10 protein-coding genes are annotated in these 13857 nt (G+C 73.9%); 2 read left to right on the top strand and 8 right to left on the bottom strand.

Annotation, left to right across the window (positions count from 1 at the left end):
• Window positions 1-267 precede the first annotated feature (267 nt).
• Window positions 268-1062: a hypothetical protein gene (locus tag HW130_RS07905; RefSeq protein ID WP_177148700.1), complete on the top strand. Its 795-nt coding sequence runs from the start codon at window positions 268-270 to the stop codon at window positions 1060-1062.
• A 67-nt stretch (window positions 1063-1129) separates the two neighbouring features.
• Here HW130_RS07905 and HW130_RS07900 read toward each other — a convergent pair whose 3' ends face one another.
• Window positions 1130-2764 carry a DUF6350 family protein gene (locus HW130_RS07900; RefSeq protein ID WP_177148699.1) on the bottom strand — a complete coding sequence of 545 codons (1635 nt, stop codon included), beginning with the start codon at window positions 2762-2764 and terminating at the stop codon, window positions 1130-1132.
• Window positions 2765-2880: 116 nt separating this feature from the next.
• Between HW130_RS07900 and HW130_RS07895 the strand changes: the two genes are divergently transcribed.
• Window positions 2881-4248 (top strand): helix-turn-helix domain-containing protein, encoded by a 1368-nt coding sequence (locus HW130_RS07895; protein WP_177148698.1) that lies wholly within the window; start codon window positions 2881-2883, stop codon window positions 4246-4248.
• 72 nt (window positions 4249-4320) lie between these two features.
• On the opposite strand, the gene sucD is transcribed toward HW130_RS07895, so the two are convergent.
• From sucD to HW130_RS07860, 7 genes are all read right to left on the bottom strand, one after another.
• A complete protein-coding gene (gene sucD / locus HW130_RS07890; RefSeq protein WP_177148697.1) occupies window positions 4321-5205 on the bottom strand; it encodes a succinate--CoA ligase subunit alpha in 885 nt (294 codons plus the stop codon).
• A 21-nt stretch (window positions 5206-5226) separates the two neighbouring features.
• A complete protein-coding gene (gene sucC, locus HW130_RS07885) occupies window positions 5227-6408 on the bottom strand; it encodes an ADP-forming succinate--CoA ligase subunit beta (protein ID WP_177148696.1) in 1182 nt (393 codons plus the stop codon).
• A gap of 312 nt (window positions 6409-6720) precedes the next feature.
• On the bottom strand, window positions 6721-7785 hold the full coding sequence (locus tag HW130_RS07880; protein WP_177148695.1) for a hypothetical protein: 1065 nt from the start codon (window positions 7783-7785) through the stop codon (window positions 6721-6723).
• Between the two features lie 117 nt (window positions 7786-7902).
• On the bottom strand, window positions 7903-8802 hold the full coding sequence (locus HW130_RS07875) for a hypothetical protein (RefSeq protein WP_177148694.1): 900 nt from the start codon (window positions 8800-8802) through the stop codon (window positions 7903-7905).
• 285 nt (window positions 8803-9087) lie between these two features.
• Entirely contained in the window at window positions 9088-10263 is a 1176-nt protein-coding gene (locus HW130_RS07870; protein ID WP_177148693.1) for a VWA domain-containing protein, read from the bottom strand.
• Entirely contained in the window at window positions 10260-12686 is a 2427-nt protein-coding gene (locus HW130_RS07865) for a DUF5682 family protein (protein WP_177148692.1), read from the bottom strand. The genes HW130_RS07870 and HW130_RS07865 overlap by 4 nt, the downstream gene beginning before the upstream one ends.
• Window positions 12683-13795 carry an AAA family ATPase gene (locus HW130_RS07860; protein ID WP_177148691.1) on the bottom strand — a complete coding sequence of 371 codons (1113 nt, stop codon included), beginning with the start codon at window positions 13793-13795 and terminating at the stop codon, window positions 12683-12685. The genes HW130_RS07865 and HW130_RS07860 overlap by 4 nt, the downstream gene beginning before the upstream one ends.
• Window positions 13796-13857 lie beyond the last annotated feature (62 nt).

Genomic DNA, 13857 nt, shown 5'->3' with positions numbered 1-13857 from the left:
CCCCGATCCGGAGACCAGGACGACGAGGCGGGCGGCAGCCACAGGGGGACTCTTTTCGCGTTGCGGTGCGGCTTTGTGCGGTCGTACGAACGAATCGCATCCCTGGATACGGGGAACTCTACGAAGGGGCCGACCGTCAGCAACGATACCGGCACTCAGCACGGCCCCCACGGGACGGGGGCGTGGCCGGGGGGTAGCGTCTGGGGGCAGAGCACCCGCCCGGACGCCGTTCGACGACGGGCATGACGAGGGGAAGACGTTCACCAGATGCCGGACCGACGCCACCGTACGAACCTCCTGTTGACGCGGGAGCGCCAGTCCACGGACGACGACAATCCCTTCGCGCCCCCGCCGGAGGGCCGGCCGGACCAGCCGTGGCGGCCCCGTCAGCCGTTGAACGACGGCTCGTCCTCCGACGGCCGCTCGTCGGGCTCCTCGGGCTCGTCCCCGGACGGGTCGGACGGCTCGGGCGGCACCGACGGCTCGAACGGGTCGAACGGGTCGAACTGGGGCAGCCAGTGGAGCAGCCGCCAGCCGGGCCGCTCGTCCGGCGGCTTCGGCGGCCGCCCCGGCGGCCAGCGGGGCGACCAGAACGGCCCGGAGGGCGGCGGCCCCGGCCCCGGCGGCCTGCGCTGGGACCCGACGGACCCGGTCCAGCGGCGGGCGCGGTACGCGCTGCTCGGCGGCATGTGGGCGTTCTTCTTCGCGCTGTTCGACTTCCCGGAGATCGCGCTGCTGCTGGGCGCGCTCGCCGTGTACTGGTCGGTCAGCTCCCTGCGCGCCAAGCCCCGGCGCACCACCCCCGAAGCGGTGACCAGCGGGGCTCCGTCGGCCGCGCCGGCGCCGTCCCCCCAGTCGAACAGGCCTCAGATCACGGCGGCGATGAGCGGCCTGGTGATGGCGGGCATCGCGCTGCTGATCGTGGCCGCGTCGTTCACCGCCCAGCTGGTGTACCGCGACTACTACACGTGCGTGAACGACGCCCTGACGAAGTCCGGCCAGTTGGCCTGCAACGATCTTCTCCCGGAGCCCCTGCGGGACGTGCTGGGCGTGAAGGAGTAGCTCCCGCCTCCCCGGACGTGAGACGGCCCGGACCGCGACGGCGGTCCGGGCCGTTGTGCGTCCCGCGTCAGCCGGCGGCCGGCGGACCTTCCCCGGACCGGGCGTCGGCGGCGGCGGAGTCCGTCCCCGCCTCCGGCTCGGTTCCGGTGGAGCGGGCGCCCCGCTCCCCGTGGACGGCCGGCTCGGCGGAATCCGCGGGCTCGGCCGCTTCCTCGGACAGGGCGGGCTCGACTGCCTCGCCGGCCGGGCCCGCCGCCGGGGGCGCCGGGGTGGTCCGCGCGCTCCAGGTGTCCGCCGGAAGGAAGTCGTACGGCTCGAAGCCCTCGTCCGGGGCCGGCTCCGCCGCGAACTCCGGCGCCGCCGCCGAGGGCGTCACCGCGTCGCGCCCGGGATCGGCCCCGGTTCCCGCCCCCGGCCCCTCCGTCACACCCGCGCCGCGCACCCGCCAGGCGCGCAGCGCCACGGCGACCGGAACCGCGACCACCGACGTCCAGAGCAGGGCGGCCGCGCCCGTCAGCCACCACACCGGCCCGAACTCCGCGAGCCGCTCTCTGCCGAGCGGACCGCCCGCCGCCGCGGCGAGCACGGCCATGAGCGCCCCGCAGCCGACGGACCCCAGCAGAGCCGACAGCGCCGTGCCGCCGCGTGTCCACGCCTGCCCCCGCTCTCCGTACCGGGGCGCCGCCGCGTGGACCGTACGCCACGCGACGCACAGGCCCGCCACGACCGGAACCGCGCCCGCCGCCCAGTGCAGGGGCGTTCCGGGGCCGGGCCCCGGCACGGCCGCGAGCAGCGGGAACTCCGGGAGCGCGGGTGTGCCGGTCAGCGCGAGCGGAGTGGCCGTGGCGCCCGTGCCGAGCGCGAACCCGGGGCCGAGCCCGTAGGCCGCGGCCCACACAGCCCCGTTGGGCAGCAGGGCCAGCACGAGCAGGACGACGGCCAGGCGGCCGGACCAGTCGCCGGCGAGGTGGAGGAAGGACGTCTGCGCCGCGTGTCGGTGCGCGACGAGGGACACCACCACGAGCACCGCGCCCCCGCCCACCATCACCAGGGCGCCGACGGCCGCCGAACGCAGCGCCACGGCGACCCGGCTGCGGGCGAGGGCGACCCGCAGCCCCCGCGGCAGCCGGGCGGGGAGCGGCCCGAGCGGGCACCCGTTCGCCGCCCACACCCCGCCGGCGGCGGCCAGGAACGCGAGGAGCGGTACGTGCACGAGGGCGCTCAGCGGTTCGGCGGCGAGCGGGCCGCCCGCCGCGTAGAGCACGACGGGCGCCCCGACCAGCACGTACCCGGTGGTCACGGCGGTCAGCGCGCCCGACGCGGACGCCCGGGGCCGCGACCCGTCGGGCTCGAGCGCGTCACGCGCCGCCCGGTGCGCGAGCCATACGGGCAGCGCGGCCAGCAGCAGGGGCACGACGCCCACCGGGGCGGGGAGCTGCGAGAGGGTGTCCGTGCGGACGAGTTCCGCCCCATGCGCGAGCAGCCACAGCGCGGTCGCGAGGCGCAGGGCGCCGCCGGGGCCGCTGTCCGGGAACGGCGAGCTGATCCACATCAGCATCACCAGCGCGGTCATCACACCGAGGCCGAGTCCGGCCGCGGTCGCACCGCGGACGCATCCGGCGACGAACGCCGCCGACGCCCCGCCCTGGACGGCGACCGGCGCCTGCGATAGGGGCGGGCTGTGATCGGTCAACTGGGTCACGCGGCCATGCTGCCAACGACACGCGCTTTCACCCGGTAACGGGCTAATGACCGTTGTGTCGCTCAAAATACGCTTATGTCATTTACTGCCGAGTGCCGTGTCGCATGGAGCCCCGCATGACACAGAGCGCCGCACACTCCGCGTCAGGATCATCGCCGCTCCCTGCGCCCAAGGAGCGGCGAAGGCTTCGCGAGGCGAAGTCGCTGACCGAGACTCAGCTCGCCACGATGCTCGGTGTCACCGGCGCCACGATCAGGGCCTGGGAGACCGGCCGCGCGAGCCCCCAGGGCCGCAAACGGGAGGCGTACGCGCAGCTGCTCGCCGCCTTCGAGGCGGAACGGGCCGCCCCATCGGAGGAGAGGGCCGCGCACGGGACGGCACCCGGGCCCGAGGCTCCGGAGCCGACGACCGAGCCGGGCCACGAGACTCCGGAGCCGGCACCCGAGCCGGGCCACGAGACTCCTGAGCCGGCACCCGAGCCGGTCCACGAGACCCCGGAGCCGGCACCCGAGCCGGGCCCGGAGACGGTCCCCGTCGCGGGGACGGCCGAGCGGACGGGCGGCTCGGAGCGGCAGCCGGTCCCGGACGGCCGGGACGCCGACGCAGGCCCGGCCCCTGCCGAACCCCCGCTGCCCGTGCCGCTCGCCGGAATGACGCCCACCGAGGCGTTCGACGCGCTCTACGCGCACGCCGCGCCGGCACTCATCCGCCAGACCTACGTGCTCACCGGCCGCCGTGGCCTCTCGCAGGAATCCGTCGAGCGCGCCTTCCACCTCGCCTGGCAGCACTGGCCCGAGGTCGCCGTCGACCGGGACCCGACAGGCTGGGTGCGGGTGGCCGCCTACGACTGCGCCCTGTCGCCCTGGCAGCGGCTGCGCTCCGCCCACCGGCACGCCGACGAGCCGCTGGACGACCCGGCCAGGCGCGCCCTGATGCAGGCCGTCCAGGAGCTGCCCCCGTCCTACCGGCGGACCCTTCTGCTCTACGACGGAGTCGGGCTCGACCTGCCGGGGACGGCCGCGGAGACCGAGGCGAGCACCCCGGCCACCGTGAGCCGCGTCCTGAACGCCCGTGAGGCCGTGGCCGAACGGCTGCCCTCTCTCGCCGAGACAGCGGTGCTCCGGGACGAGCTCAGGGCGCTCGTCGGGGCGGTGCCCACACCCCGCCTTTCTCCCGCCGGGGCGGTGCGCACCGGCTGCGAGCGCCGGGCCGAGATGTGCACCAGGGCCGTGGTCGCGGCGACCGCGCTGATCGTACTGGCGACGGCTCTCGCGCTGCTGACGTCGCCCCGGCAGTACGAGCCGCCCGTGCCGCCGAGCCGCCAGGTCGAGGGTGTACCGCCGCCGCACGGCGGCCCCCAGGTGCTCAGCGGGTCGCCGTACAGCGGCCCGCAGCAGCTCAGCGCCAAGGACCTGAAGCTGCGCGACAAGCTGCGCGCCGAGCCGGCCGCGGGGCCGCAGCGGCTGCTGCCGCAGCTCCGCTGAGGACCGCCGGGAAAGACGTGTGGGCCCGCCCCCGGAGATCCGGGAGCGGGCCCACACGGTTTTCGCGACGACTCAGCCCGCGAGGATGGCGCGCGCGAGCTTGGCCGTCTCGGTCGGCGTCTTGCCGACCTTGACGCCCGCGGCCTCCAGGGCCTCCTTCTTGGCCTGTGCGGTGCCGGAAGAGCCGGAGACGATGGCGCCGGCGTGGCCCATGGTCTTGCCCTCGGGCGCGGTGAAGCCCGCGACGTAGCCGACGACCGGCTTGGTGACGTTGGCCTTGATGAAGTCGGCCGCACGCTCCTCGGCGTCGCCGCCGATCTCGCCGATCATGACGATCAGGTCGGTGTCGGGGTCGGCCTCGAACGCGGCGAGCGCGTCGATGTGCGTCGTACCGATGACCGGGTCGCCACCGATGCCGACGGCGGAGGAGAAGCCGATGTCGCGGAGCTCGTACATCATCTGGTAGGTCAGCGTGCCGGACTTGGACACGAGACCGATGCGGCCGGGCTTGGTGATGTCACCCGGGATGATGCCGGCGTTGGACTGGCCCGGAGTGATGAGACCGGGGCAGTTCGGGCCGATGATGCGGGTCTTGTTGCCCTTGGACTTCGCGTACGCCCAGAAGGCGGCGGAGTCGTGGACGGCGATGCCCTCGGTGATGACCACGGCGAGGGGGATCTCGGCGTCGATGGCCTCGACCACGGCGGCCTTGGCGAAGGCCGGCGGCACGAAGAGGACGGAGACGTTCGCGCCCGTCTTCTCCATCGCCTCGGCGACGCTGCCGAAGACCGGTACCTCGGTGCCGTCGAAGTCGACGGACGTGCCGGCCTTGCGCGGGTTCACGCCGCCGACGATGTTCGTGCCGTCGCCGAGCATGAGCTTGGTGTGCTTCATGCCCGTGGCACCGGTCATGCCCTGGACGATGACCTTGCTGTCCTTGTTCAGGAAGATAGCCATGGTTCTACGATCCCTCTTCCCTTACTTCGCAGCAGCGGCGAGCTCGGCGGCCTTGTCGGCCGCACCGTCCATGGTGTCCACGCGCTGCACCAGCGGGTGGTTGGCGTCGGAGAGGATCTTGCGACCCAGCTCCGCGTTGTTGCCGTCGAGGCGCACGACGAGCGGCTTGGTGACCTCTTCGCCCTTGGAGGCGAGGAGCTGGAGGGCCTGGACGATGCCGTTGGCGACCTCGTCGCAGGCCGTGATGCCACCGAAGACGTTGACGAAGACGGACTTGACGTCCGGGTCGCCGAGGATGATCTCGAGGCCGTTCGCCATGACCTCGGCGGAGGCGCCGCCGCCGATGTCGAGGAAGTTGGCGGGCTTCACGTTGCCGTGCGCCTCACCGGCGTAGGCGACGACGTCGAGGGTCGACATGACCAGACCCGCGCCGTTGCCGATGATGCCGACCTCGCCGTCGAGCTTGACGTAGTTGAGGTTCTTGGCCTTGGCGGCAGCCTCGAGCGGGTTGGCTGCGGCCTTGTCCTCGAGGGCCTCGTGCTCCGGCTGGCGGAAGTCGGCGTTCTCGTCGAGGGAGACCTTGCCGTCCAGCGCCAAGATGTCGCCGGAGGCGACCTTGGCGAGCGGGTTGACCTCGACGAGGAGCGCGTCCTCGGCGATGAAGGTCTTCCACAGGGTCACGAGGACCTCGGCGACCTTCTCGGCGACGTCGGCCGGGAACTGCGCCTGCGCGACGATCTCGCGGGCCTTCTCGATGCTGACGCCCTCGTTGGCGTCGACCGGGACCTTGGCGAGCTTCTCGGGCGTCGTCGCCGCGACCTCCTCGATGTCCATGCCGCCCGCGACGGACGCCATGGCGAGGAAGGTGCGGTTGGTGCGGTCGAGGAGGTACGAGACGTAGTACTCCTCGAGGATTTCCGGAGCGGTCTCCGCGATCATCACCTTGTGGACCGTGTGGCCCTTGATGTCCATCCCGAGGATGTCCGTCGCGCGGGCGACGGCCTCGTCCGGGGTGGCGGCCAGCTTGACGCCGCCGGCCTTGCCGCGGCCGCCGACCTTCACCTGCGCCTTGACGACCGACTTGCCGCCCAGCCGCTCGGTCGCTTCGCGCGCCGCCTCAGGCGTGTCGATGACTTCACCGGCCAGCACCGGTACACCGTGCTTGGCGAAGAGGTCCCTCGCCTGGTACTCGAACAGGTCCACGCGCGTCCGTCCCTTTTCTGATGATCGCGGTTCGTTGTCTGCGTGGGCGTGCCGCGAAGGGCAACGTGACTGCTCTGTCACAAGGGAGGCACACACGGTGTCCGTGGGCGCGGCATGTCCGCCTGGCAGGTTATCCCCGCTGGAGGCGGGTCCCTAAATCACAGATCACACCTGGGCGGTGATTACGGTCACAGATCGCGACTCACCGTGCTCGGAGCGGATGTGTGAGGACGGGCGGCCCTCCGTGCGGAGGGCCGCCCGTGAAGCCGTCGCGCGCGAACGCGCCGCGCGACGGCCGGAGCAGGGACGTGCTCAGATGCCGTACGGCAGGTAGCTCGGGGTCACGTCGGAGACGACGCCCTGGACACCTGAGACGGCGTTGCCCGCGAGGGGCACGGCGTCGGCCTGGACGTCGCCGGTGACGGCCTGCGCGAACGGCTGGGCCTCGGAGACCACACCGCCCGCGAACGGGCCGACCTCGGCGGTCACGCCGTACGCCAGGCCGGTGGCGCTGCCGCCGACTCCCTGGGCGAGCGGCTCCACGTGCTCGACGACGGCGTCGACCAGCGGCTGCACCTCGGAGAGCACACCGCCGGCGAACGGGCCGACCTCGCCGGTCACGCCGTACGCGAACGGCTGCACCTCTTCGGCGACGCCGTACGCGAACGGCTGCACCTGGTCGGTGACCCCGTAGGCGAACGGGGCCACGTCGGAGACGACACCCTGGGCGAGGACGCCCGCGTCGGCGACGGCCTGGTGCGCGACCGGCTGGACACCGGTCACGGCGGTGGCCACGATCGGCGGCAGCACGGCCGCGGACGTCTCGTCCACGATCGGGCCGGACGCGGTGACCAGGCCCTCGGCCCGCGCCTGCGCGTCGGAGGGGGCCTCCTCCAGGTGGGCCGCGAAGGCGGAGAGCGGGCCGAAGAGGTAGTCGATGTCCGCGTCGACCTGCGGGACCTGGACCTCGGGTACCTGGACCTCGGGGACCTGGACCTCGGGGACCTGGACCTCGGGGACCTGGACCTGCGGGGTCTCGACGGACGGGGTCTCGTACGCGGGGAGCTCGCCGTCGACGTAGTGGCGGGCCTGGTCCTGCACCTCGGACGTCACGTCCGGGACGCCGACCGGCGGCAGCCCGGTCTCCAGCTCGGCGCCGACGAGGCCGATCCCTGCGGATCGGACCTCGGCCGAGGCACCGTCGGTGCCCGCGTCGGCCGTGACGCCGACCGCGTCGGTGACCTCGTCCACCAGGTCCGGCGTGGAGAGCGGCACGGAGACGGGCAGTTCGTCGGCGCTCGCGGCGGCGGTGCCGAGGGCCCACATTCCGGTGGCCGTGGCGGCTACGGCGATGGAGCGGCGGATGTTCTTGTTCATGCTCGGGTGATCCTTCGAATTCGTTCGGCGGTCCGGAAGCGGTGGAACCGTTTCCGGAGTGGAGGGCAGACCTGTCCACCCCCGCGCGGCAGGTCAGGAGGCGGGGGAAGGCCTGCCCTAGCCGGGGAATTCGAGAATGTCGCGCGGCCTGTCGCGGGTCGGCGGCTCGGCCGCCGGACAGACCTGGCCGGACACGAGCGCGTCCCGCGCCCCGTCCGCACACGCCGCCGCGTGCTGGTCGCCCGGGCGCGGCGTGTGGTTCTCGCCGCTGTGCTGCACGGTCCCGGGCACGAAGCCGCAGGGGCGGACCGGCACCGGGCCCTGATCGGGCGCCGAGACGAGGACGGGCGTCACGGCCGGCGCGACGGACGCGTCCGGCGACCAACCCGGCCACGTACCGCCGGCGTACCCGACGGCAGGGCCGGAACGGGCGTCGGCGGCGGGCCGTCCGGCCGCACCGGCGTCGCCGGTCACGGCCGATGCCGTGGCCGTGAGACCGCTGCCCCGGACCGTGGAGGGCGCGATGTCCGTCACGGGCCACGGGGCCTCGGGACCGCCGGGGATCGCGGGCAGTTCACCCGGGGCCGGGAGCGGCAGCGCCCGGGACAGCACCTCGGTGAGGTCGTGCACCGTCCCGACGACGGGCCGCACCGCCTCACGGACGCCGTCAGCCGCGCCCGCGGCGGCACGCGTCAGTTCGCGGATCGCCGCGTGCTCCCGTGCATCCTGCCCCGGCGACAAGGAGCCGGCCGGATCGTCCGGCCCGTCCACGCCGACCAGGCCGTCCGCCTCTTCCGGGTCGGCACGGCCGACGACGCCGGAGTGGACGTCGGCACCCGCTTCCACCCCGGCACGGACCTCGGCGTGTGCCTCCACGGCGTGCGCCTGACCGCCCCAGAGCAGACCGAGCGTCAGGAGCCCGGCGAGGAGCAGCAGAACGCGCAGCGCACGCGAACCGGCCACCGCCCGGCGCAACGCGCACAGGACGGCAGCGGGAGAAAGCGCTGCGGAGGTCACGGAGGAAGAGCCCTTTTCGGTCGGGAGCGGCACGATGCTCGCACGAGCCTCCGGGGGCGGCGCAAGTCCCGTGTTACTGATGAGTCACCATGTCTGCCGATGCGGCTGATACACCATCATGTCCGGTATGACCGACCCCGCCGGCCTTCCACCGCACCCCCTCACGCTCCCGCCCCGCCCGCTGCCCTGCCGGTTCGAGCGGGACCTGTGCGCCTCGCGCCGCGCGCCTGCCTGGTGCCCGGGCCCGCATGTCACGTCGGACGCCGGTGACTTCGGCCGGCAGGCTCAGTCCGCCGCCGGCACCGGAAGCGGGCGCTTCTCTATCGCCGCCGCCATGACGTCCGGGAACAGGTCCGGCGTGCACGCGAAGGCCGGTGCGCCGAGGGCCGCGAGCGCCGCCGCGTGCTCGCGGTCGTAGGCCGGCGCGCCCTCGTCGGAGAGCGCGAGCAGCGCGACGAACTGCACGCCCGACGCCTTCATGGCCGCGACGCGCTTGAGCATCTCGTCCCGTATACCGCCCTCGTAGAGGTCGCTGATGAGCACGACCACGGTGTCCGCGGGGCGGGTGATCTGCGACTGGCAGTACGCGAGCGCCCTGTTGATGTCCGTCCCGCCGCCGAGCTGCGTGCCGAACAGCACGTCCACCGGATCGTCGAGCTGGTCGGTCAGGTCCACCACCGCCGTGTCGAAGACGACGAGCCGCGTGGCGATGGAGCGCATCGATGCCAGCACCGCGCCGAACACCGAGGCGTACACGACGGACGCGGCCATCGACCCCGACTGGTCGATGCAGAGGACGACCTCCTTCTTCACGGACCGCGACGCCCGCCCGTAACCGATGAGCCGCTCGGGGACGACGGTGTTGAACTCCGGCAGGTAGTTCTTCAGGTTCGCCCGGATCGTGCGGTCCCAGTCGATGTCGCGGTGGCGCGGCCGGCTGATCCTGGCGGAACGGTCCAGCGCTCCGGTCAGCGTGGAGCGGGTACGGGTGGCGAGCTTCTTCTCCAGCTGCTCGACAACCTTGCGCACGACCGCCCTCGCGGTCTCCTTCGTCGTCTCGGGCATCGCCTTGTTGAGGGAGAGCAGCGTGCCGACGAGGTGGACGTCCGCCTCCACCGCCTCCAGCATCTCCGGCTCCAGCAGCAGCGTCGACAGACCGAGGCGGTCGATCGCGTCCCGCTGCATGACCTGGACGACGGAACTGGGGAAGTACGTACGGATGTCGCCGAGCCAGCGGGCCACGGACGGCGCGGACGCGCCGAGTCCGGCGGAACGGCTCCCGGAGCGGGAACCGGTCCCGGTGCGGGCACCGTAGAGCGAGGTGAGCGCACCGTCCATCGCGGCGTCCGTGCCGGTCAGGGCGCAGCCGGTGCCGTCGGCCTCCTCGCCGCCCAGCACCAGCCGCCACCGGCGCAGCCGCTCGTCGTGGCCGGCAGCGGTCTGTGTCGTCGCCGGTGTCATCGGGCCACCCCCGCAAGGTCGTTGTCGTCGATGTCCAGAAGCAGGCGCAGTACGGGCAGGACCGCGTCGGCGCGCGCGTCGTCGAGTCCCGGTCCGAAGCCCGGGACCGCGGTCTGCGCGTGGGCCGGGCCCGCGACCTCGGCCGGCCCGCGGCGCACGAGCTCGCCGAGTGTCCGTCGCACGCCGGGCTCGTACGCCGAGAATGTGCGCCGCAGCAGAGGCAGCACGTCCGTGAACGCGTCCGCGGGCACGCCCGTCAGCCAGGCGTCCACCAGACCGAGCAGCCGTTCGTCGTGGACGAGCAGCAGCCCTCCTCCGGATGCCCCGCCGACGAACCCCTCGATCCACGCGGCCGCTTCGGCCGGCTGCGTGGCCGGGGAGAGCGCGAGGGCCATGAGCCGGGCGGCCTCGTCCTCCGCGAGCCGTCCGTCGTCCAGCAGCAGCCGCGCCGCGCGCCCGCGTATGACGCCGGGAACCGATTCACGGGCGGCGAGCTTGCGCAGCACCGCCTGCCAGCGCCCGCTCATCTCGGCGGAGTCGGGCAGCAGTCCGATCGCGGTGTGCACGCCGTCGAGACGGCCGCGCATCTCCGCGGCGGCGTCGGCGTCGAGACCGCTGCAGGCGGGCGGCAGCCCGACGCAGATCCGCTCGGCGAGACCGGCAGCGACCTCGGCGAGCGCGGCCGTGTCCGTGGCCCGCACGTCCCCGTAGCGCAGGGAGCGGGCGAGGGCGGGCAGCGCCTGCGCGAGGTGGCTCACGTCCGCGTCGAGGGCGGCCCGGTCGGCGAGCGCGGTCATCACCACGGGGAGCGCGTCGGGCAGTTCGGCGAGGAGGCACTGCTCGGCCAGTGCCGTGACGTCCCCGAGTGCCGTGGCCGCGAGGGCCTGCGACTCGGCCTTCGCCGTGGCGGCCGAGAGCACGGTGGTGCCCCATACGCCCGCCTCGGCGACCCTCACGAACAGCTCGGGCTCCCAGCGCAGCCGCCACGTCTCGCGGAACGTGCCGGTGCTCCCCCGCCCGGCCGCCGGCTCGCCCCAGTGGACACCGAGGAGGCGCAGCCGGTGCAGCAGCCGGCTCTTGCCGCCGTCGCTGTCCTTGCGCAGGTCGAGCTCCAGCTCGCGCTCCAGCGCCTCCGGCTTGAGGCGGAGGCTGCGCTGCTGCCTGGCCAGGTCGCGCTGCAGCGGAACGGCCGGGGCGTCGTCCGGCACTTCGCCGAGCACGTCGCCGACGACGAGCCGGTCCCTGACGAGGTCGAGCGGCACGTCGGAACCGTCGCACATCACGGCCCGTACGGCGTCGGTGGTCTCGCTGAGCCCGGCGAGCGGGCGGCCGCGCACGACGGCGAGGGTCTCGGCGAGGCGCACCGCCTCGATGACGTGCGCGGACGACACCATGTGGTCCTCGTCCCGCAGCAGGCCGGCGACCTTGGTCATCCAGCGCTCGACGGGCCGGTCCGGCGCGGCGAACAGATGGCCGTACCAGCCGGGCGAGTCGATGCCGGCGCCGTATCCGGAGTGCCGCGCGAGGCGGCGGTGCGTCCAGGGCACCCAGGTCATCTCGGTCCTGACCTTGGGCAGTCCCTTGAGGAGGGCGCGGTCGGCCGCGACGGTCGTCTTCTGTGCGAGCGCCGGGACGTGCCAGGCGCCGCAGACGACGGCGACCCCGTCCCCGAACTCCTTGCGGGCGGCGCGCAACTGCACGCGCATGTAGGCCTCGCGGACGAGGTCCCGGTCGTGCCCGCCGTGCCCGTACGTCTCCCGGAGGGCGGCCATGGCCTCGCCCAGCGCGACGAACGGCCCGTGGGCATCGCTCCCTCCGGCGCCGCCCGTACCACGGCCCCGGTGCTCGACGACGTCCTCCCACCAGCGCTCGGGGTCGTCGTACCCGGCGGCCTCGGCGAGCACCCCGATGGGATCGATCCGCACGTCCCCCGGCTCGGCCACACCGGCGGGCTCCGCCCCCGTGGGGTCGGGTCCGGCGGGGCCGGCGGGTCCGGCGGGCTCGGGGCGGGCGGCGGAGCCGCTGGGGCCGACGGAGCCGGTCGGGTCGGCGGAGCCGGCGTCCGCCGGGGCCGTGGGGTGGGCGGGGGCGTGGTCCGGCTCCATCGCCAGCGCGTGCGCGGCCGGCAGGTCGATGAAGCGGACGGGCACGTCGTGCGCCAGGGCCCAGCGGATCGCCACCCACTCGGGGCTGAACTCCGCCAACGGCCAGAACGCCGCCCGGCCCGGGTCGTCGACCGCGTGGGCGAGCAGCGCGACCGGCGGGCGCATCTGCTCGTCCGCGGCCAGGGGCAGCAGCGCGTCGCCCTCGGGCGGTCCCTCGATCAGGACGGCCCGCGGCGACGCCGCGTCCAGCGCGGCCCGCACCGCCCGGGCCGAGCCCGGCCCGTGGTGGCGGACGCCGAGCAGGAGCGGGCCGGTCATGCGCTCACCTCGCGGCAGGCGCGGTAGAAGTCCTTCCAGCCGTCCCGCTCGCGCACCACGGTCTCCAGGTACTCCTGCCAGATCACCCGGTCCGCCGCAGGATCGCGCACGACCGCGCCGAGGATGCCGGCCGCGACGTCCTGCGGGCGCAGCACGCCGTCGCCGAAGTGTGCGGCGAGGGCGAGGCCGCCCGTGACCACGGAGATCGCCTCGGCCGTGGAGAGCGTGCCCGAAGGGGACTTGACCTTGGTTCGGCCGTCCGTGGAGACGCCGTCCCGCAGCTCGCGGAAGACGGTGACCACGCGGCGGATCTCGTCGAGGCCCTCCGGCACCGCGGGCAGGTCGAGCGAACGCCCTATCTGGTCGACTCGGCGGGCGACGATGTCGACCTCGGCGTCCGGTGTCGCGGGCAGCGGCAGCACGACCGTGTTGAACCGCCTGCGCAGCGCGCTGGAGAGGTCGTTGACCCCGCGGTCGCGGTCGTTGGCCGTGGCGATCAGGTTGAACCCGCGCACCGCCTGGACCTCCTGGCCCAGCTCCGGGACCGGCAGGGTCTTCTCGGACAGGATCGTGATCAGGGTGTCCTGCACGTCCGCCGGGATACGGGTGAGCTCCTCGACCCGCGCGGTCATGCCCTCCGACATGGCGCGCATGACGGGGCTGGGCACGAGGGCGTCGCGGCTGGGCCCGTGGGCGAGCAGCTGCGCGTAGTTCCACCCGTACCGGATGGCTTCCTCCGGCGTGCCGGCCGTGCCCTGCACGAGCAGCGTGGAGTCGCCGCTGACGGCCGCGGCGAGGTGCTCGGACACCCACGTCTTCGCCGTGCCCGGCACGCCGAGAAGGAGCAGGGCGCGGTCGGTGGCGAGCGTGGTGACGGCGACCTCCACGATCCTGCGCGGTCCCACGTACTTGGGAGTGATGACGGTGCCGTCGGAGAGCGTGCCGCCGAGGAGGTAGGTGGCGACGGCCCAGGGCGACAGCCGCCAGTTCACCGGCCGCTGCCGGTCGTCGTGTGCGGCGAGCGCCTTCAGCTCGTCGGCGAAGGCGTCCTCCGCATGCGGCCGCAGGGCCTCGGCTCCGCTGGTGGTCCCGGTTTCGGACACGGTCATGGATCCCCCTCCAGATCGTTCGACCCGTTGTGTGATCCACCGTGCACCATGCCACTGACAAT

The sequence above is a fragment of the Streptomyces sp. PKU-EA00015 genome (assembly GCF_013387495.1).
Taxonomy (GTDB): Bacteria; Actinomycetota; Actinomycetes; order Streptomycetales; family Streptomycetaceae; genus Streptomyces.
Note: the sequence above shows the minus strand (reverse complement) of the source record. Positions and strands in the feature narration are given on the sequence as shown.

Coding starts and splice junctions, on each gene's coding strand:
- HW130_RS07905 (WP_177148700.1), top strand. CDS start 268: ATGCCGGACCGACGCCACCGTACGAACCTCCTGTTGACGCGGGAGCGC.
- HW130_RS07865 (WP_177148692.1), bottom strand. CDS start 12,686: ATGACCGGCCCGCTCCTGCTCGGCGTCCGCCACCACGGGCCGGGCTCG.
- sucD (WP_177148697.1), bottom strand. CDS start 5,205: ATGGCTATCTTCCTGAACAAGGACAGCAAGGTCATCGTCCAGGGCATG.
- HW130_RS07860 (WP_177148691.1), bottom strand. CDS start 13,795: ATGACCGTGTCCGAAACCGGGACCACCAGCGGAGCCGAGGCCCTGCGG.
- HW130_RS07880 (WP_177148695.1), bottom strand. CDS start 7,785: ATGAACAAGAACATCCGCCGCTCCATCGCCGTAGCCGCCACGGCCACC.
- HW130_RS07870 (WP_177148693.1), bottom strand. CDS start 10,263: ATGACACCGGCGACGACACAGACCGCTGCCGGCCACGACGAGCGGCTG.
- HW130_RS07895 (WP_177148698.1), top strand. CDS start 2,881: ATGACACAGAGCGCCGCACACTCCGCGTCAGGATCATCGCCGCTCCCT.